Raw genomic sequence first — 21,623 nt, forward strand, 5'->3', positions numbered from 1 at the left:
AGTTCGATTAGCGTTTCCGTCTTCGATTCAGCATGTCTCTCTTGCGCTGGTTTCCGTCCTGGATCTGAGCTGCCTGCTGCTGATGTGCAGCCTGGCTGACTATAGCTGGCTCCTTCTCCTTGTCACCCGCACGAAGCTGAACGATAAACGAGCGAATGGTCGGATACCTGAACAAGGTCGCTACACTGAATTCAAGCGACAGCTCTTCACGGATTCGGGTATTGACCTCCAGTATGGACATGGAATTTCCGCCGAGATCAAAAAAATTGTCATCCAGCCCAACCTGGTCGCACGAAAGAACATGCTTCCAGATCTCCGCAAGCTTGATCTCGATATCGGTCTCAGGACGGTCTCCTCCGTCGCTGTGGGAAGTAGGGCCCGTTACGGGAACTGGGAATGACTTGACATCAATTTTCCCGTTGCTGCTGACCGGCATTTGTTCCAGCCTCATCCAATGGGACGGGATCATGAATTCCGGAAGCGAGGCTGTCAATGTATTCCTCAATTCCTGTGAATCCATGTTGTTCTCAGCCGTATAATAGGCGCATAAGGACAATTCTTTGCCTTCATCCTGACGGGCGATGACTACCGCCTCGGAGATCAGGGGATGCCGGCGCAGCGCACTTTCGATTTCACCTGTTTCGATTCGCAATCCGCGGATTTTGATTTGAGTGTCGCCCCTGCCGAGAAACTCTACGGTTCCATCCGGGAGCCATCTCGCATAATCCCCGGTCCGGTAGACCCTGCCACCTTCCACGAACGGGTCGGCTAAGAAACGGTTGTCTGTAAGCTCGGGATTGTTATGATATCCATTGCCTACACCGATACCGCCTATATATAATTCTCCCGTGACGCCGATCGGCACCAGTTTTGCACATTTGTCCAAAATATAAAATCGTACATTCGGAAGCGGTCTTCCGATGGGAACCTTCGTTTCCGGCAGACTCCAGCCAGGCCTGCACTCATAATAGCTCGAATCCACAGTCGCCTCGGTCACTCCATAACTGTTCACAATCCGCATAGCTCCACCGAATCGTGCCTGCAAGCGATTGAAGTCCTCCACCCTGCACACATCCGAGCCAATAATCAGAAGCTTCAGGAACGATACGTCCAGGTTTCGCTCACTCACATAGCTCATGAATGGCACAATCAGAGCCGAGGTCGATTCAAACAGTGTAATGCGGTTCCCTGCCATCAAGCTGTAGAGACGGCGGAAATCATATTTTTCTTCCTCCGAGCTGATGACCAGCTTGCCGCCATGAAGAAGCGTCCTGCCCAAATCGCCGGTGAACACGTCAAATGCAATGCTTGCCAACTGCAGCAGACTGAACTCCGGACGTGTCAATTGATATTCCTCCCGCCATATACGGCACATGGCGATAAACTGCCTGTGTCCGATCATGACGCCCTTGGGCCTGCCGGTAGAGCCCGAGGTATAAATGATGTACATCAAATCCTCGCTGTTGACGATTGGACGACTCGTCTGTTCAGGCTCTTGTGACCAATCCACATGCTCAATCGGGATGCAGCATACCGAAGAGGACACAGACTGCCTTGTGTCTGCATGGCAGATAAGCCATTCCGCCCCGCTGTCGTTCAGCATATGCGCCACCCGTTCTTCCGGGTATGCCGGATCGATCGGAACATAAGCGGCACCCGTCCGCAATACCGCCAAGATGGCAACAACGCCCTCCATCGAACGCTCCAGCAGGACGCCAACCTTGCCCCCGGGCCCTGCGCCCCGGGATTGCAGCACACAGGCTAGTACGAAGACACGCCGCTGCAGCTCAGCATAAGTCAGATAGCGTCCTTCATATACCAGTGCCGTTTGCTGAGCATATCGATGCGCCGCGCGTTCAAACAGCGTATAAAAGTCTTCATTCGGCGATGGTTCGGCAAGCTGGCGGTGAAATCCGGTCAGCAGCCTCGTTCTCTCTTCTGCCGGCAGAAACTCAATATCCCCGAGCAGTTGATCCGACCGCTCCGTGAATGCCAGCAATATGTGAATGTAATAATCCATATAGCGGTGAACCGTCTCCGCCATAAACAGCTCTGCGCTGTACTCCAGCTCAAGCAGCATCTCCTCAGAGGTTTCAACAATGTTTAGCGACAAATCAAACTTCGATACCGGAAATGGAACCATATACGGTTCGACACGCAGCTCGGGCCACTGCGGCAATGACAATGGCTTGGACTGGTAGCTGAACATCGTGTCGAACAGCGGATTACGGCTCATATCCCGCGGCAGATTTAGCTTCTCGATCAAATGCTCGAAAGGAAGCTCCTGGTGCTCTTGCGCGAGCAACAGCAGATCCGCCACTTCGTTCATATACTGTCTTACCGTTTTGTCTGCCGCAGGGCGTGAGCGAAGGGCAACTGTATTGACAAACATGCCGATCACACCCCGGATATCCGCCTGCTGGCGATTGGCAAAGGGTGATCCCACAATGATGTCTTCCTGGCCGGTGATTCGGAACAGCAGCGTATAATATGCAGTGAGCAGCAGGGTGTTTATGGTTACCCCCTTGTTTGCTGCAGTACGATTAAGCTTGTGATGAAGATCGGGCATCAGACTGATTTTAACGGTTCCGCCATCGTATCCTTTAACAGGAGGTCTTGGACGGTCAATCGGCAAATTCAGAATGGGCAGCTCGCCGCCCAGCGTGTCCAGCCAGAACTTTTCCTGCGTCCGGTAAAGATCGGTGTGGACCAGATTGCTTTGCCAAAGGCTGTAATCCTTGTACTCCACTTTTGCGGGCTGGGCAAGCTTCGTTCCCTGATATAATGCAAGGAAATCCCGCACGAAAATGTCGGTGCTGATTCCATCCGCAATGATATGGTGCATATCAAGCATAAATATGCATTCTTCCTCTTGAGCAGAAACGATGCATATCCGGGCAAGAGGTGCCTTGTCCAGCGAAAAAGGCTGAATAAATTGCGAAATAACATCATGACGTTCAATGTCGGTAAATGCTTGCCGGTACGACACCGGGATTTGAGCAAAAGGCTCAATGTGTTGAACAGGCCTTCCGTTCACCGTCTCAAATCGGGTACGCAGGGATTCATGACGTCGAGTCATCTCATCCAAAGCCAGAGAAAGCCGGTTGTGGTCCAGCCTGCCTCTAATCTTGACCATCAGCGGCATATTATAGGAAATGCCTTCACCTTCAAGCTCGTACAGGAAATACATTCGTCTTTGGGCCGAAGATAACGGATAGCTCTCTGCAGCGGCGGCTAAAGGTATGGCCATGACCTTGCTTTTGGACGAGGATTTAGCCAATGCGCTCAATGCTCTAACGGTAGGCTGCTTGAAAAATTGGCGTAGAGCTACCTCCGCCCCCATGCGTTCATGAATCATCAGCAGGATGGTGCTGGCCTGAAGCGAATTGCCGCCCAGCTCAAAAAATGAGTCTGTCGTGCTTACCGGTCCGGTCAGCTCCAGCACTTCGGACCAGATCGCGGCAATTTGCCGTTCCCACTCACTTGCTGCATCCGTGCCTTGCCGTTCATCCTCCTGATCCTGAATAACTTCTGCCGTCTGCAGCTTCTTGCGGTCAAGTTTGCCGTTGGGTGTCAGCGGGAATGAAGCAATATGCACCAATCGACCAGGAATCATATACGCCGGGAGTAAATCCATTAAGTGCGCCCTGACCTGCCTTGGCGAACATGGCCCTACAGCCGTATAATAACCAGCCAGTATGTCTCCGTTCTCCCGGGCAGACTCTGTCACAACCAGTGCCTGTGCTACGCCTTCACAGGACATCATGCTTTCCTGCACTTCTTCCGTATCGATACGGTAGCCCCGTATTTTGACCTGGTGGTCTAACCTTCCCATATACATCAAACACCCGTCATCCAGCCATCGTACCCAATCTCCGGTGCGATACATCGTACCCTCACCTTTGAACGGGTCCGGGATAAATCGTTCAGTTGTCAACTGCTTGTTCCCGTAATAACCGCTTGCTACGCCCTCGCCTCCGATGTACAGCTCTCCAGGAATACCTGGAGGAACAGGTTGACCTTGTGAATCCAATACATAAAGCCATGTGTTGGCCAAGGGCCTGCCTATGTCATTGCGGCTGGATGTAGTCAATTCCTGCACCGTGGACCAGATCGTTGTCTCTGTCGGACCATACATATTGTAAATTTTGGCCTGCGTACATTTCTGAAGTCCGGCAAGCAGCTTCAGCGGAAAATATTCTCCCCCAACAAGAATCTGCTGTGCCTGGCGAAGTAATTCCGTGCCATGGCGGTGATTCAACATCATCGACAGGCGGGATGGTGTCAGTTGCAGCGTGTGCACAGATTTGTCCCCTACCAGGCGGGCAAGCAGCTCCAGGTCCTGCTGCATGGCTTCATCGGCCATCATTACCTTCATCCCTTTCAGCAAGGGCAGCAGCATCTCAACAAAAAATATATCAAACGATACCGTCGTCAAAGCCAGTACACCGGAGCCGGCAGGCCATGCTGTCTGTTCACTCATGGCATGGATGAAATTGAAAAGATTGTCGTGTGTAATAACAACTCCTTTGGGAGAACCGGTAGAGCCGGAAGTGTACAGGACATAAGCCATATCCCCGGGTTCATTAACCGGATCAAGGTTGGCACACTGTCCATTCTGTGCGGACGACTCATCATGAAGGAGCAGTACTTCACCAGCGCAGCTCTCTTCCCATCCGTTCAATCTATCCAGGTTATCCGCCAGTACAAGTTTGACCCGGCTGCTTTGCAGCATATGGCGTATGCGCTCTTCCGGAAAGCTTGGGTCGATGGGCAGGTACGCACCGCCCGCCTTCAGCACTGCCATGATCGCCACAATCAAGCGATGGCTGCGGCCAAGCATGATCCCGACCAATGCATTTCGGCCAACTCCTTTGCTTCGGAGACGATTCGCCAGCGTGTTAGCCATGCTGTTCAATTCGTTGTAGGTAAGGCTCAACTGTGGTGTCTCAAGAGCAACGTGGTTGCCCACCGCCGCCGCCATTTGTTCAAACATCACATGGATGCCTGCTTCGACCGGATAATGGGACCGGGCCGGATTCCATTCCCGAGTGATCTGGTAATACTGTTCTTCCGATAACAAGCTGATGTCCTGCAACGGACGCGAAGCCTGCAAGACCAGCTCTCTCAGCAGAATTGTAAAATGACGCGACATCTGCTGAATCGTTTCAGTACGGAACAAACCGGTCTTGTATTCCCACAAGAGCTCGAGCCTATGATCGTGGTTGATTACGGCGTACAGACTAAGATCAAACTTGGATATCCCGGGTGAAAGAGCGGCGGCCTTGATCCGTAAAGCTCCGCATTGCTCGAGCTCGGAGGACGTTTGCATGGAGAACCAAGTATCAAACAGCGGATTATGGTTCAACTCCCGTGACGCCCCTACTTTAGCTACAAGCTGTTCAAACGGATATGCCTGATGCTCCAGCGCCGATACAACGGTATGTTTGACTTCTTTCAGAAATTGCATGAACGTCTTGTTTGCCGCAGGCTGGGAGCGAAGAGCCAAGGAATTTACGAATACACCAGCAAGATGCTTCAGTTCAGCACGTTCACGCCCTTCGGCGGGTGTACCTACCACGATATCTTCCTGACCGGTATATTTGTGCAATAGGACATAAAAGGCGGCAAGCATAACCGTAAATAACGTGGTGTGATGCTGCCGGGCCAGTTCCTTTAATAGCTCCAGAATGTCCGGATCACATGAGGATACCAGCACATCTCCCTGAACGTCGGGATGGCTCTTTTTCGGAAAATCTGCCGGCAAGGCCAACAACGGAATCTCATCCCGGAACTGCTCTAGCCAGTAGGCTTCATGCACAGCCATATCTCTGGTTTTAAGCTCTTTTTTCTGCCAGTCGGCGTAGTCCTTGTACTCCACCATGAGCGGCTCCAGCGATTTACCTTCATATAGGTGCAGCAGATCCCGAAGCAAAATGTCCAGTGTAGCCCCATCCGCAATCAGATGATGAAGATCAAACAAGAGCATGCAGCGGGTCTCGGAAAGCCTCAGCAGTTTCACCCTGAACAGAGGAGCGGCCAGGAGATCGAAGGGTTGAACAAAATGGAGCAAGTAGTCCTCAAGCGCTGCTTCATCCATCGGCACAGCTTCCCAATATTGCTCAAGGCTTAGATCGGGAGCCGTTCGCATGAACGGATATCCTTGTACAATGTACAAATATGTACGCAGCACACGGTGCCTTGCCACGAGAGCTTGCAATGCTTCTACCAGTTGCGCTTCATTAAGTAGACCATGAATCTCAAGCTTGACCGGCATGTTATACAGCGTTGAATGTTCGGCTGCGGCTTGATGAAAATAGATGCGTTCCTGAGCAGAGGAACAGACGTAGTTCTCTCTTTCTCCGATGGCTGGAATCAAGGTGTAGGCATGGTCAACTTCTTGCCGCATTTCACGACACAGAGTTTCAACCGTCGAATGCTCGAATAGAGTCCGTATCGTAAGACTACACCCGAAATCGCGGTTTAGCTCATTCACAATCAGGGAAGCGGTCAGGGAATGTCCTCCAATGTGAAACAAAGAGTCATGAATGCCAAAGTTCACATCCTGAGGTACATATTTTTTCCAAATATCGTAAACTGCCTGTTCAACATCATTCCTTGGCAGCAAATAAGCGGTGTTACTCTGAAGCCTGCGGCGTACAGACAGCAGCTTTTTGTGATCCAGCTTGCCGTTGAGGGTCAGAGGCATGAACTCGGTCTCGTAGAAATGGGACGGGATCATATACGCAGGCAAGCGAGCCCCCAAATGTTCGCGAATTTCTTCATCAACAACTGTTCCTCGACATACCAGATAGGCGGCAAGCTCAGAATTCCCCATGTCATCCTTCTGTGTCATTACGACAGCATCGGCGATATGCTTGTGCTGCAGCAGTTGCTCTACAATTTCCCCGAGCTCGATACGGTAGCCCCTAATCTTGACCTGCTGGTCCATTCTGCCCAGATACTCGAGTTCGCCGTTTGTAAGCTGCCTAACAAGGTCTCCCGAACGGTAGAACCGTGTTTCTCCCATTAAAGGGTGTCTGACAAACCGCGCATTTGTCAGTTCCGGCTTGCCAAGGTACCCCATAGCTACACCCTGCCCGGTAATCCACAATTCTCCCGGCACGCCGCAAGGCACTGGATGGAGGTCTCGATCCACCACCATCCCCCTCAAATGAGGCAAAAGCCTGCCAATGTTGCTGGACGAGGAGCGCAAATCTTCGGATAACAACTTTTTATACGTCGCATGAATAGTGGTCTCCGTAATACCGTACATGTTAATTAGCTCGGAAGCCGGATGACACTCCGCCCAGGCCGCAATCTTGCCGGGGGTCAGCGCTTCACCGCCAAAAATCACATACCGCGGACTCCATGTCCGTAAAGCTTCTTCTTCGTGAATGAGCCGATAAAACGCAGAAGGCGTCTGATTCAGCACAGTCACGTTCTCTTCGGCCAGAAGCCTGGCGAAACGCCGAGTATCCTTGACAATGGAGTCCGGTACTATAATAAGCGAAGCCCCTGTCACAAGCGCACCGAACATCTCCCACACCGAGAAATCAAAGCTGAAGGAGTGGAACAGGGTCCAGCGATCCTTGGAAGATAAAGAAAACAAGGTCAGCGTATGCTGAAGAAGGCTTGTGATTTGGCCATGCCGGATCACGGTTCCTTTGGGATTGCCCGATGTACCTGAAGTGTAAATAATGTAGGCCGGGTCCTCGGACAACACACCATTGCCTGAATATGCCTCCCCTCGTGGAGCCAATTCTCCTGTTAAATGCCACGTCATCTCATCCAAATATATTGTTACTCCGATTCCCAAGCCTTCCGGAGCTTCAAGGTTCCTGGCCGTCACCAAAAAGGCCGCTCCTGAGTCTTCGATCATATAGCGGAATCTTTCCTCGGGAAGTCCGGGTTCAACAGGCAGATACGTACCCCCGGCACTCAAAATTGCCAGTATTCCTGCCACCATGTCAAATGATCGTTCAACCCGGATCGCAACGATTGTGCCCCGCTCCACACCTGCCTTTTGCAGGACGGTGGCAATGCAGTATACCTGATTCTTCAGCTCTCCATATGTCAATTTTTCGTTTCCACAGACAAGTGCAGTATGGTCAGGCACATCGCAAGCCTTACTGGCGAACATTTCATGCAGCAAGGGTGGTCCCGGCATTGCCAAATCCACGCTCATTTCATGTGCAAGCATGGACAGCGAGTCGGCAGCCGTCATGGAAATGCCGGCAATGGGCTGATCCGGTTGAGTCAGGACATTACCGAGCAAGACCATATATTGGTCCATCACTTGCCATGCGGAGAATTCGGTATACCGGCCCGGATCATAGTACAGTTTGATTTGAACGGACTCGTCATGAACACTCAGGGAGAATGAAAAAGCCGCTCCAATGTCGTTCATCCATGTCAGACCATGAACCGTTTCGAGCATCACTGCAATTTCAAAAAAAGGATTATCTGTACTCTCCCAAGACATTCCCAGTTCATCGGCCAACACTTCGAGCGGATAACGGGCATATTCCTGAGATTGGCTCAAGCTCCTCCTGATTTGCAGCAAAAGCTCCTTGAATGTATCTGCCGACTTTACATTTACGGGGATAAAGGCAGCCGGAATGCCCAGCAGAAAGTAATCTGCCCCGCAATATTTGTAGACCAGCACGGAAGCTGCCGCCACTGCCAGCGCGTGCAGGTTGGCATTCGAGCCGTTACTTATACGAATAAGCTCTTTGGCAGAGGATTCAGGAAGCTGGGCTGTAACGGCGTGACCGGATAACTGTGACTTGACAGGAGCCAATGACGGTTGCGGGAATCGGTCATAAGGTACAATCGGCTTGGGCAATTCCTCAGATACAAACTGGATCAGTGTTTCTTTCTGATCGCGCAGACTTGCTGCAAGCAAAGCCTTTTCACTATACAGTTGATTGGACACACCCTTATGCTCCTTCGCCGTTAAAATTGAAAGTCTACTTCTTCATACAATTCGGGACCCGGTCCCAACTCCTCATGGACCTTGATATCGGAAAGCGTGCGCTCCGGATCTACAGCCACCTGCTCCAGAACATGCATGTACCGTTCCGCCCACTTATGTATACTGGCTTCCGCAAACAGATGGTGTGCATATTCAATCATGAGCTTGACGGGTGCCTGATCTGTTACTAGTACAGTTACGGTAAGATCAAACTTGCTTTGTCCGTGATGCAGCGGGTTCATCACCATTTCCATGTCCGGCATATCCCAGCGTTCCTCATAGGGCAGCATGGTAAATACGTTGCGGAAGAACGGCATCGTCCCGGGAGAAGCTTCCCTCTGCTTTTTAACCAAGTCAGCGAGGGGATAAAATTGGTATTGCATGGCCTGCAGCATGGATTGTCTGACTTGAGTGAGCAGTTTGGAACAAGAGCTATGGGGAACAGGTGCATTCCGCAACGGCAGCGTATTGACAAACATTCCGCTGATGGCATCCATATCCGGATGCCATCTTCCCGATAATGGAACCCCCACGATTACATCCTCCTGTCCGGTATACTTGTGCATGAGAATATAATGTGCTGTCAGCAGCACCGTAAATATTGACGTTTTGTGCTGTCTGGCGAGCGAGCATAGCTTCCCGGCCAGTTCCTCGGGAAACGGCCATTCAAGCTGGCTTCCGCCTCTGCTGTGATAGGAATGGGCGATATCAGGCGGCAGCGTCGCCGGAGCTGGCGCACCGTGAACCACTGACATCCAATATTGCTCGGCCTCCAAGTATACTTCTGTCCTGCGAACTGCATTCTCCCACAGAGCATAATCCTTATATTGCAGTTGCACAGGGGCACAGGTCTGCTGCTGATACAGCTTGATGAACTCCTGCATGAGCTGACGAACAGAATGATTGTCAGTTATGATGTGATGAAGGTCTCCCAACAGCACATAAGAGCCTTCGTCAAGCCGAAGCAGCTTTACCCGGAACAAAGGTGCCTGCTGTAGCTCAAAAGGATGGATAAAACCTGTGAGCTGGCGCTCAAGTCCTTCCGTATCAACCTCTGCATATTCCAGTTTAAATGGGGCCTGATGATGTACAATTTGCCGGATTTCCCGGCCCATGACATGAAAGCTGGTGCGCAACGATTCATGGCGTCGAATCAGGGCCCGGAAAGCTTCTTCAGCTCTGCTCCGGTTGACTGATCCCTTAATTCCAATCATAAATGGCAGGTTGTAGGAGGTATGCTTGTCCTCCCACTGGGTGCTTATATACATGGCAAGCTGCGCAGAGGACAATGGGTACTCCCGCCCTTCAGGAGCCGGGACGATGGCTGGCAGATGATTCTTCCTGTCAACGGCTGCGGCCAGAAATGCAGCAAGCTCTCCTAGAGTTGGATAACGGTAAATTTCCTGTACCGTAGCTTCAATTCCAAGCTCCTTCTGAATACCAATGACTAGATACATGGCTTGAAGGGAATGTCCGCCAAGATCCATAAAGTGTGTATTGGACGAAACATTGCCCTGCAACGATAGTGTGTCTTGCCATAAATGCAGGACGACATGCTCCATTTCACTTCTTGGCGTAAATAAATGGCTGTCCTTGCCGTGCTTCCCTTCTTCCTGCATTGGAAGAGGCAAGGCTTTGATATCCAGCTTGCCATTCTGGTTCTGGGGCAGCTTCTCAACAGGAACAAAATGGCTGGGAATCATGTAACCCGGCAGCTTGGATTGCATATGCTCCCTTAGCCTTTGAGCAGAGAATTTCTCCGCTTCCCCCACGACATAAGCGCATAAATACGGCTCGGTTCCGCCTTGCTCCCTCACAATAACTGCAGCGGCAGCCACGTAGGGAGCAGATAACAAATGAGATTCGACATCGGCTAGCTCGATCCGATATCCCCTGATCTTGACCTGGCGGTCCATCCGTCCGAGGAAATCAAGCTGTCCCTCGGAGTCCCATCGGCCCAAATCACCGGTGCGATACATCCGTGAGCCGGGGGAAAACGGGTCGGGCACGAACCGCTCACGGGTCAACCCCGGGTTACTCCAATAACCGCGGCCAACCCCATGTCCACCAATGCATATTTCACCGGGAACTCCGCGAGGTTTGACTCGCCCCGCTTCGTCGATCATATAGATGCTCACACCCTCAACTGCTGTTCCAATCAAGACGCTGTCCGGTTCGTCGAATCGATACACGGTAGACCAGACCGTCGTTTCCGTTGGCCCGTACAAATTGTAAACATCAGCCCTCAGCTTCTTCTTCAAGGAACGGACAAGCTGCTCCGGAAGCGCCTCTCCTCCCAGCAGCACATCCGTTACACCCTGCAGCCGATTCACATTGGCGGGATGACTGAGCAACGTTTTCAGCCTTGTAGGCGTTAGTTGGATGATGTTAATGCCGGAACGTTCAATCAATTCGCATAAGCGCATCGGGTCCTTTTGTTGCATAACGTCGGCCATTACAATTTTCATTCCCTTGAGCAGAGGAAGCAACATTTCCACAATGAAAATATCGAATGAAAAGGTAGACAGTCCCAGCATGATTTTGCTCCGGGACCACTGGAGTTTGCGGTCAAATGATTGAATAAAATGAACCAGGTTGCGATTCTCGATCATGACGCCTTTTGGCTTGCCGGATGTTCCGGATGTATACAGCACATAGGCCAGATCGCGGGCAGAGCGGGTTGCCTTTACGTTTTCATAAATCCGGTGTCCTTCTTGTAATTCCGACACATTCACGATGGTCCTTACCGGACTGAATTTGTTAAGAATCTCCCGGGTACGATGGTCCACCAGGATGAATGGTGAACCGGTATCTTCCAAGATATCCACGATACGGTCTGCGGGAAGCTCCGGGTCAATCGGCACAAAAGCCCCGCCTGCTTTCAAAATGGCAAGCACAGAGACAAGCAGGTCAATCGATCTCTCCATAAAAAGATTTACCGGAACCTCAGGTCCAACTCCGACTTCCTGTAGCTTGAGCGCAAGGTGATTCGCACGGTTGTTGATCCCGCTATAAGTCCAGCCGTCTTCTCCACATACGACCGCAACCTGATCAGGGGTTTGACTGACCTGATGTTCGAACAGCACCGGGTATAGCTGTTCCGAATGCCGGTCGCTGTTACCAAGTCCGTTCCCCTGCTCGGACGTGAGAGAAAGGCTGGGCTGCCGCTGCCGCAATTCCGATTGATGCAAGTCCAGAAGCTGGTGTAAGGTGCCTTTTTTCAGATCATGCAAATGGCTAAGGAAAAAGGTGAAGTCTGTAATCATGTCCCGGATAAACGACGGGTCAAACTGACCCGTACGATAAGATGCGGAAATCCGGATGTCCGCAAAGGTCTGAATGCCTACGGATATCGGATAATGGGAATGTTCCCTCATCGAATACGACGAGATAGCCAAATCTTCTCCGCCAAGCGATTCAGGCTGGAATAAGGGATAATTCTGGACGACAAATAACGTATCGAATCCGCTGTTCTGACTCTTCTCACCCATCTCCTCCATGATTCTTGTCAAGGGGTAGAAGCTGTGGCGTTCGCATTCCAGCAACGATTGATGAACCTGTCCGAGAAGCTGTGAACCGGGCGCGGAACCATCCAAACGTACTCGAAAAGGCAAGGTCTGTATCAACAATCCAATCATGTCTGTTATACCTTCAACCGGAACATTCCGGCCGGAAAGTGTTGTGCCAAAGAGCACATCGTTGCGGCCTGTATACACATGTAGAACCAATGCCCAAGCGGTATAACACAAACCGGCTACCGTCATTTGATTCTCCATTGCAAATTGCTTTAACCGTTGAGTCTGCTCCGCAGACATCACATGCGTTTCTTGCAGCACCTCATCTTTCCATTTATGTTTTCTTTTTGCAAAAAATGTGATCGAAGCATGCTCCGGATTGGCTAATGTCTCTCGCCAATAAGCGGATTCTTCGACAAGATTCAGGTTATGTATAAATTTGATATAATCTAGTTTCTTCCTTTTGGAAGACAAAACAGGTTCTTTTCCCTGTCGTAGTTGATGATAGGCATACCAGAATTCTTTAAGGAGAATACCAGTGCTCCAGCCGTCAAACAAAATATGATGACTACTGATGAGAATTTGATATTGATTTGCTGCTAATTGAATAAGCCGTATTCGGAATGGCACTTCTTCCTGCAGCCGGAACCCGCGTTCCATATCTTCATCCATTATTCTCTTCAATTCTTCTCTGGCGTCCTTGGGCTCTTCCCCTGCTAGGAGGTCAATCCGAATTTCGGGTATACTATTTCTTAAAATAATCTGAACCGGCTGCCTTAGACCTGACCAGCGAAATTGGGATCGAAGAGATTCGTTGGCACGCACTACGATGTTCCAGGCTTCCTTAAAATCAGATATCCGGATGATTCCGGTCAAGGAGATGTTTAATTGCTCAAAGTAATATGGACTGCCCTGCTCATGGATACAATGAAATAAAATCCCTTGCTGATTAGGCGATAAAGCGACAATGTTTTCTACATTCTCTCTCTTCAACCATTCCATCTCCCTGATATAAAAAAAGAATAAATTGCAAAAAAAATGTATAATTGATCATCTGATGAAATTATAAAATATTCTTCCTGTCGAAATCCTGAAAAGCTTGTCGCAAGAAACATATTTTTTTGAATTACGATATCCGAAAGTATAAATTAGAAAGGTAAGCTGATCTTATGTATAAAGTGGCTATATGCGAGGATGAGAAGCAGCAAAGAGAGCTTGTGAAAAATATGCTGATCGCTTTATCGATCAAGACGAATGTAAACTTTGAAATTGAAATGTTCAGTTCTGGAGAAGAGCTGATCGCTTATTATGAAAACAATAACCCCTCCTTCCATATTTTAATACTTGATGTTGAAATGAATGGGGTCAACGGAATTCAAACCGCGAGGAAAATAAGGAGCTTGAAGAAACTTGATGAGCAAATTATTTTTTTGACCAGCTACCCGGAGTACATGCTGGAAAGCTTTGATGTAGTCACCTATCAGTATTTAATCAAACCGATAGCAGCCCATATCTTTGAAGAAAAAATGTTAAAGCTGCATCAATATCTTCAAGCTCTGGATCCGAAATTTATAGTCATTAAGTCAGCTTATGAGGAGTTGATTTTGAAGCATCAGGATATCATTGCCATTGAGGCTATCAAAAGTCTTACGATTAAAAATAAATTGCATTTTGTGACACAGCATCAAACCTATGAAAGCAAAGGGATTATTTCCAACTATGCTTCAGCGCTAAAGGAGTTTCATTTCCTGCAAATTCACCGATCCATTATTATAAATCTGCTTCATGTAAAAAAATTTGCCGGAGGCAAGGTATTAATGTCAAATAGTATGGAATTACCCATTGGACGCTCCAAAATAAAAGAAGTAAAAGATACCTATACCAAATTTATGATCACAGAGATGATTTGATATGATGAATTACGGATTACTGCTGCTTAATTTGGTTGTATCACTCGTCATGTGTTTGCAGGTGAATTATTATTTCAACTCGGTTTTCAGCAAGTCCAACAAAAAGGAAAATAGTATCATATATCTTCTTATTTTCTGGCTATTGGATTTTCTATATTTATGTGTCGAATTGCCTGCTGCCCTCTCCTCCCTTCTTGCGTTGTTTGTGATTTTCAGCTTAGCCCATTCATTTCATGTAGAGTTAAAATTAAAGATCATTTTCTCAACGCTTTATGCCGTTTTGCTTACCCTGGTTAATTTTATATCTTCCTACATTCTTTACGATGTGGAGACCTTTAATCTCGGCAGTTTGCATGATATGAACAATGGACAATTGCTGTTTTCCAAAATTATGCTGCTCAGTTGCATTTTCATGTTTCCTGTCGTTCAGATCATACGGCTCATTGCCAAACGGAGAAGCTTCCCGATCCATGCCCGTTACTATCTTTTATTCCTGATTGTTCCGGTTGTGAGCATTTACCAGGGCAATGTGTTGTCTTTATATAGTGAGAAAAACATGTATTATTTTGTCTCCATCTTTGGACTTCTGTTATTGAATGTGTTTATTGTTTATATTTTTGATAATATTGTTGAAAAATTTCAATTAATTCACCAGAATACACAACTGCAAAATCAGATGGATTACCAGGACGCCAACTATGAAAAAACAGTCCACAGCTTCAAAAATATTAAAAGAATCATTCATGATACAAACCAGCAGTTCTTGTATATCGAGGAATGTATTAAACGAAATGAGCTCGAACAGGCACGTGAGCACATCAAAGTTACATTGAATAAAATTGAAGATGCCTATCATAGAGTGAATACCGGCAACCTGGTGATCGATGCCCTTGTTACGAATACGCTGAATATCGGCCAGGCCAATGGCATCAAAATAGATACAAGGCTCAGCTTATACGACCAGGAAATGCCTATTGAACGGTACGACCTATGCGTCGTTTTGGGCAACATGCTGGATAATGCGCTGGAAGCATCCAAGAAGGTCAGAATCGCGGATGACAGGTATATCCTCATTAAAATTCATTCCAATGAGTCGGCCCTCTTCCTTCACATTCTCAATCATGTGGAGCATGAGACCACGGCATTGCGCAGCCAGAAATCAAATCCGGAATATCATGGACTGGGCTTAACCAATATCTCAAGAATATGCGAGAAGTACGGCGGACATATGACGATTGAGTCGAACAATAAAGTAGTTAATAACATGGTTGTACTGCCCTTTTAATACGAACAATCCCTAAATCTTCTGCCGTTTAGGGATTGTTTTTTGCGTTTGAGGGTCCTCCCGCCCTGTTGGCTCCTTGCAGGATGTATGCTGAAAACTGTTATTTACTTTAAAAGCATACGAGGAGGAAAAGAATTGAAAAAAATAGGGCTTGTACTCATGGCTGTCATGCTGATGCTTCTGCAGGTGCCCATGGCTTCGGCTGAAGAGAATCATGATACGATTGAAGAAAAAGCACACAAGTTGGCTTCAGTCATAGTGTCCGATTACGGCGTCAGTTCAATTCAATATGCCATTCTGGATCATGGCTCGATTACGTTATCCAATAGCGCGGGCATAGCTGACAAGGAAACCAAGGCTCCTGTTAACAAAGATACGATGTTTGGCGTAGGTTCTGTCAGCAAAATGTATGTAAGCGCCGCAACGATGATGCTGGTCGATGCCGGCAAAGTCGATATTGACCAGCCTCTTACGACATATATCAAGGACTTTACAATGGCGGATGAAAGATATAAGCAAATCACACCGCGGATGCTGCTCAATCACTCGTCAGGGCTTTATGGTGCCCATTACAAAAACAGTATGCTGTTCAATGACAATGACACACAGAACCATGATCAATTATTGGTAAACCTGCGGTCTGAACGTTTAAAATCCAACCCTGGCGAATACTCCGTATACAGTAATGACGGGTTCCAGTTGCTTGAAATACTGGTTGAACGTGTGAGCGGTTTAACATACAGCGAATTTATTGCGACCCATATCAGCAAACCGCTGGATTTAAACTTTACGAAGACACCGCTTGATCAATTTGACAGACAACATCTGGCTAAAACGTATTTTCCCGGAATAGATGCTCCCCTGGCCGTTGAAAATACCAATGTTATCGGTACAGGTGGCGTATACGCTACAGCAGAAGAGCTAGTTAAATTTTCCGAAATCTTGACGGGTCACCGGCCGGATATTTTATCCGAGCAATCAGCAGCCGCCATGCAAAGTCATGAATACCGGAAAGGAGTCTGGGTTCCTGAAGAGAGAAATATTTTCAATTACGGGCTCGGATGGGATTCGGTCCAATTGGCCCCGTTTAGTGACTATGGCATCACAGCTTTATCCAAAGGCGGAGATACCGTACTGTACCACTCTGCCCTGATCTCCATACCTGAACATCATTTGTCGATCGCAGTAGTTTCTTCTGGCGGATCTTCATTTTACAATTCTATATTTGCTTCAACTGTTTTGCAGGATGTGTTAAAAGAGAAAGGCATTATAAAAGATATCACGCCGGAAAAAACACCTAAATCTCCTGTAAAAGCAGATATGCCAGCAGATTTATCCGCTTATTCAGGCTTATATGGAAATGTTGGGGCAACCACCCAGGTGGATATTCAGAACGGGGAGTTTGAGCTGCCTGCTCTGTTGGATGGAATTATACCGGCACAGAAATATGTGTATACTGGCAGCGGACACTTCACAAGCAGCGATGGTACGGCAGAAGTCAGCTTTGAGCAGCAGACTAATGGAAAAACCTATATCAAGGTGAATGCGCTCTTGGACTTCCCTGGTCTTGGTCAAACTGAAATGGTGTATTATGAGTATCAAAAGCTGAATGCCAACCCAGTGAAGGATTCCGTGAAGAAGGCATGGGAAGCTAGAGACGGTAAAAAATACTACGCCGTGGATGAAAAGATGACCTCTGTATTTTATTTGGTGCCCCCGGCATTTTTAATTAAAAATATTGCTGTGGATACAGGTTATGCAAACGGCACTGAAATTGTAGATGAAAACTATGCGGTTAATGCAATTGAAATACCTATTATGAGCGGAAGAGATGCATTTGATTTGAATTTTTACAAAAAGGAAAACTCGGAGTATTTAAAAGCTGGCGAACAACACTTTATTCGTGAGGATGCCATTAAACCGTTGCATACGGCGAAAACAACCCAATATAAGATACCATCTAATGGATATGCTCAATGGTTTAAAATCGACGAAAGTACAGCGAATAAAAATATGGTTGTAGATTTTCCAAAAAGCGGAGGGTTTGCTGTTTATGATGAAAACGGATCGGTTGTACATTTCTCAACTGTAAACTCTGAACGCTCGATAGTGCTTCCAAAAGGCGGATTGATCGTTTTTGGCGGCAATGCTGGAGATGTCTTTAAGGTTAAATTGAAAAATCAATAAAATCATGGGCGAACCGCCAACGTTGCTTCCACGTTGACGGTTCGCCCATTCTAAATCGTCGTCAGTTTCGAATACGATAAACAGAGGTTGTATATGGGTTATATTTCCAGTATACTACTCTATGAAAGCGCTTTACTTATGTGAACTGTCCATTGAAGAAAGTGAGGTGATCCTTGTCTTGATGGTCAATGCCACTTGAAGATTCTCAATAATTCGAGGAGGGAACAAAATGCTAAAAAAAGGATTATGTGCAGTTGTGCTGCTCAGTCTCCTGATCGTTCCGTTTCCTGCAAAGCAAGCAAGCGCAGCTCCGAACTGGAATCTCGTATGGAGCGACGAATTTAATGGAACCTCGTTAAACCGGTCCTATTGGACCCCTGAAATCGGCACCGGCAGCGGCGGATGGGGAAACAACGAACTTCAGTACTACACCGACCGCACGCAGAACTTGCAGGTTACCGGAGGCAATCTGGTGATTAAAGCACAAAAAGAAGCTTACGGCGGAATGAATTACACCTCGGCTCGAATCAAAACTCAAAATTTGCAAACCTTTACTTACGGGAAAGTGGAGGCACGAATCAAGCTACCGTCCGGTCAAGGACTATGGCCGGCCTTCTGGATGTTAGGCAGCAACATTAGCTCGGCAGGTTGGCCGTATTGCGGAGAGATTGACATTATGGAACGGGTAAACAACAACCCTTATGTGAATGGTACTGTACATTGGGATGCAGGCCACCACGCTGAATACGGGCGGGTATCGGGCAATTTGGATTTTTCCCAATACCATGTGTACAGCATCGAGTGGGACTCCAAATATATCCGCTGGTTTGTCGATGGACAGCAGTTCAATGAAATTTATATCGAGAACGGAACTGGCAACACCGAAGAATTTCAGCGGCCGTTCTTTATTCTTCTGAACCTGGCTGTCGGCGGAAACTGGCCTGGTCCTCCTAATAGCTCAACGCCGTTCCCGTCCCAAATGCTGGTCGATTACGTGCGTGTCTATCAATAACACTGAGAGATTAGACAAACAACAGGAGCCCTGCCACAAACGGCTGGGCTCCTGTTGTTTGTCCTCATCATCGTCCTCCGTGAACCGGAAGGCGATGTTTATTTATGATTGCCACTCCCCCATCGCAGCACAAAAATACATATTGACTTTGACACTGTGTCAATCTTTTAAGATAAGGCGGAAAGGAGATGAGGATTCAAATGAAAGAAAACAAGCAAAGTAAGCACACGGTACATCATGAATCGAACCCTGCCAACATCAAGCGCCCGCCAGTAACGGTTATCGGCTTAGGCATGATGGGCTCAGCTCTGGCCCAAGCCCTATTAAAGGAAGGCTATCGGACGACTGTCTGGAATCGGTCGGCCGACAAGGCGGCTGGGCTTGCGGCACAGGGAGCAGTGGTGGCGGGCACGGTGGCCGAAGCGGTGGCGGCGAGTCCGCTGATCATAATCTGTGTGTTGGATTACGGGGCTGTGAACGAGATTCTCGAACAAGCGGGCGATCTACTGGATGGTCGGGCGATCGTCAATCTGACCAATGGCACGCCGGCACAAGCACGCCAAATGGCTGCCTGGGCAGCCGAACAGGGCATTGAATATTTGGACGGCGGGATCATGGCCGTTCCGCAGATGATCGCCTCGCCGGGAGCACTGCTCCTGTACAGCGGCTCGTCCAAGATTATCGATACTTATGGGCCGGCGCTGGAAAGCTTCGGGTCCACAAAGTATCTTGGCCAGGATCCCGGCTTGGCGTCTCTGCATGACCTGGCGCTGTTGAGCGCTATGTACGGGATGTTCAGTGGTTTCTTTCATGCTGTTGCGATGATTCGCTCGGAGCAGCTTCAAGCCGAGTCGTTCACTTCACTTGTCGTTCCCTGGCTTCAGGCTATGTCAGCCTCTCTGCCTCTGATGGCACAGGCGGTGGATGCGGGTGATCATCAAACGAAGGTGTCCAGCCTTCATATTAATCAGACGGGATTTGGCCATTTCATTGACGCCTGCCGGGAGCTGGGCATCAGCACCGAGCTCATGACGCCGATTCAGGAGCTGATCAACCGTGGAGTTGCAGAAGGCTACGGCACCGATGGACTTTCTCGATTGGTCGAGCTGCTTCAGAAGCCGGAATCGGTTTAAAGAAATTAAAATCTGTCAACTGACTCGCCGGCGCGCGCGCCGCATGGCCGAATGGGCAGCAGAACACGGGATCGATTACCTTGACGGAGCGATCATGACACCAACGACTACGATTGGCCACAGCTCGGCCGTCGTGCTGTACAGCAGTCAGTGATTGAATTTGCTGGGCATTAACTTCAATATTCGCAAGTTAGCGCAAGCGCGCGTTACTTATTGTTATCGAAAATTTTCACTGTTCCACTGTAAAAATCAGCGACCGCCTGCTCGACATTTTTCCTGCCAAAGCCAATCTCCTGTACAGTTGTCTCCGCAAGCTTCGAGAATTCGGAGAAACCCGGGAGGTTGTAGCTAACCGCGAACGGTTCGCTTTCGGCCTGCTTGGCAACCCGGCTCGTATAGTCGTAGATGACACTGTCAACCTCGTTCGCTTCGCTTTCAAGCAGCGTACGGTTGGCAGCCGTGACTGGAACCCCCCTGTCGTTGCCTAGTATCTTGGCCGCATCCGGATCGTTGATCCAGAAGCTCATCAGCCGAGCGACCTCAGCCGGATGTCCGGTTTTAGCATAACCGGACATTCCTTGGCTGGATTCGAATACGACACCTGTTCCCTTCTGGCCGCGCGGCACCTGTACAAGCGTCAGCTTATCCTGTGTCAGCCCCTGCATCGCGGCAAGCTGGTTGGAGGCTGCCAGCGTCATCGCTGTCTTGCCTGTAATGATCAGCGACTTGCCTGTATCGGTCGGCGGGTTGGACACTTGCAGCTCCGGCGTTACGACGCCACCCGCTTCGGAAGCCTTTTGCCAGTAATCAAACCATGGGCCGATATCCGTTTCCATGAAGCCAAGCTGGTTGTTCGGCATGTCGTACAGCTGTTTCCCCTTTTGCTTCAAGTAAATATCCAGACCGTCGACGGTGAAATTATACGTGCCATAATAGCCGCTGCCAAGCTTATCGGAAATCTGCTTGCTGACTGCCGCATATTCTTCCCATGTCCAGCCGTCCTGCGGAACAGGAATCCCGGCTTTCGCAAACATCGACGTATTGATGATAATACCTCTCGCGTTAGCACCCGCTGAGATGTGCTGCAGCTTGCCATCAAACGTGCCGTATTCAACCATTGCTTTGTCCATATCCTTCAGGTCGAGCTCTTGGCCGACGTAAGGGGCGAGATCCAGCAGTACGCCCTTCTTCGCATAATCAACAACGTTGCCGCCAAGAAAGAAAACGTCTGGTGCCGTGCCCGATGCAAGCTGCGTATTCAGCTTGTCGAAATAACCGGAGCTTGGCGCAAACTCACCGATCACCTTGATATCGGGATTTTTCTCCATAAACACCTTGAGTGCCTCGTTCGTCCGGTCAGCGCGAGCCTGATCGCCCCACCACATCACACGGAGCTCAACCTGATCACCTGCTGTGCCATCTCCTTCTGCGGCCGGCCCATTTACCGTTCCACCGTTTGTGTCTGCTCTCCCGGCCGGACCGCCGCTCGTTCCACCTGAACATGCCGCTAGAACCGTCATCAGAACCGTCAACATCAAAGCCAACATTGTTTTGTTCATGTCGCTGCTCTCCTCTGGTTTTTGTATAGTTAGTAACCGCTTACA

The 21,623-nt window shown here is 48.8% G+C and carries 7 protein-coding genes and 1 pseudogene; 5 read left to right on the forward strand and 3 right to left on the reverse strand.

From position 1 onward, the window contains the following. Positions 1-7 precede the first annotated feature (7 nt). Both OIN60_RS19140 and OIN60_RS19145 read right to left on the reverse strand, forming a co-directional pair. On the reverse strand, positions 8-8,938 hold the full coding sequence (locus OIN60_RS19140; RefSeq protein WP_305756462.1) for a non-ribosomal peptide synthetase: 8,931 nt from the start codon (positions 8,936-8,938) through the stop codon (positions 8-10). A gap of 20 nt (positions 8,939-8,958) precedes the next feature. Beyond that, positions 8,959-13,485: a non-ribosomal peptide synthetase gene (locus OIN60_RS19145; protein WP_305756463.1), complete on the reverse strand. Its 4,527-nt coding sequence runs from the start codon at positions 13,483-13,485 to the stop codon at positions 8,959-8,961. 176 nt (positions 13,486-13,661) lie between these two features. Between OIN60_RS19145 and OIN60_RS19150 the strand changes: the two genes are divergently transcribed. The 5 genes and pseudogenes from OIN60_RS19150 (at position 13,662) to OIN60_RS19170 (ending at position 20,019) form a co-directional block, all read left to right on the forward strand. After that, entirely contained in the window at positions 13,662-14,402 is a 741-nt protein-coding gene (locus OIN60_RS19150; protein WP_305756464.1) for a LytR/AlgR family response regulator transcription factor, read from the forward strand. 1 nt (position 14,403) lies between these two features. Further along, a complete protein-coding gene (locus OIN60_RS19155; protein ID WP_305756465.1) occupies positions 14,404-15,687 on the forward strand; it encodes a GHKL domain-containing protein in 1,284 nt (427 codons plus the stop codon). 135 nt (positions 15,688-15,822) lie between these two features. Next, a complete protein-coding gene (locus OIN60_RS19160; protein ID WP_305756466.1) occupies positions 15,823-17,874 on the forward strand; it encodes a serine hydrolase domain-containing protein in 2,052 nt (683 codons plus the stop codon). Between the two features lie 229 nt (positions 17,875-18,103). Then, positions 18,104-18,883, forward strand: a pseudogene (locus OIN60_RS19165) (glycoside hydrolase family 16 protein); the annotation flags it as partial. Between the two features lie 203 nt (positions 18,884-19,086). After that, on the forward strand, positions 19,087-20,019 hold the full coding sequence (locus OIN60_RS19170; protein WP_305756467.1) for an NAD(P)-dependent oxidoreductase: 933 nt from the start codon (positions 19,087-19,089) through the stop codon (positions 20,017-20,019). Positions 20,020-20,225: 206 nt separating this feature from the next. Here OIN60_RS19170 and OIN60_RS19175 read toward each other — a convergent pair whose 3' ends face one another. Next, on the reverse strand, positions 20,226-21,578 hold the full coding sequence (locus tag OIN60_RS19175; RefSeq protein WP_305756468.1) for an ABC transporter substrate-binding protein: 1,353 nt from the start codon (positions 21,576-21,578) through the stop codon (positions 20,226-20,228). Between the last annotated feature and the right edge of the window lie 45 nt (positions 21,579-21,623).

The organism is Paenibacillus zeirhizosphaerae (genome assembly GCF_030705605.1).
GTDB classification, from domain to species: Bacteria; Bacillota; Bacilli; order Paenibacillales; family Paenibacillaceae; genus Paenibacillus; species Paenibacillus zeirhizosphaerae.

What these genes read in the sequence shown, in the direction of transcription:
- OIN60_RS19150 (WP_305756464.1), top strand. Translation starts at nt 13,662, where the DNA reads ATGTATAAAGTGGCTATATGCGAGGATGAGAAGCAGCAAAGAGAGCTT.
- OIN60_RS19155 (WP_305756465.1), top strand. Translation starts at nt 14,404, where the DNA reads ATGATGAATTACGGATTACTGCTGCTTAATTTGGTTGTATCACTCGTC.
- OIN60_RS19170 (WP_305756467.1), top strand. Translation starts at nt 19,087, where the DNA reads ATGAAAGAAAACAAGCAAAGTAAGCACACGGTACATCATGAATCGAAC.
- OIN60_RS19175 (WP_305756468.1), bottom strand. Translation starts at nt 21,578, where the DNA reads ATGAACAAAACAATGTTGGCTTTGATGTTGACGGTTCTGATGACGGTT.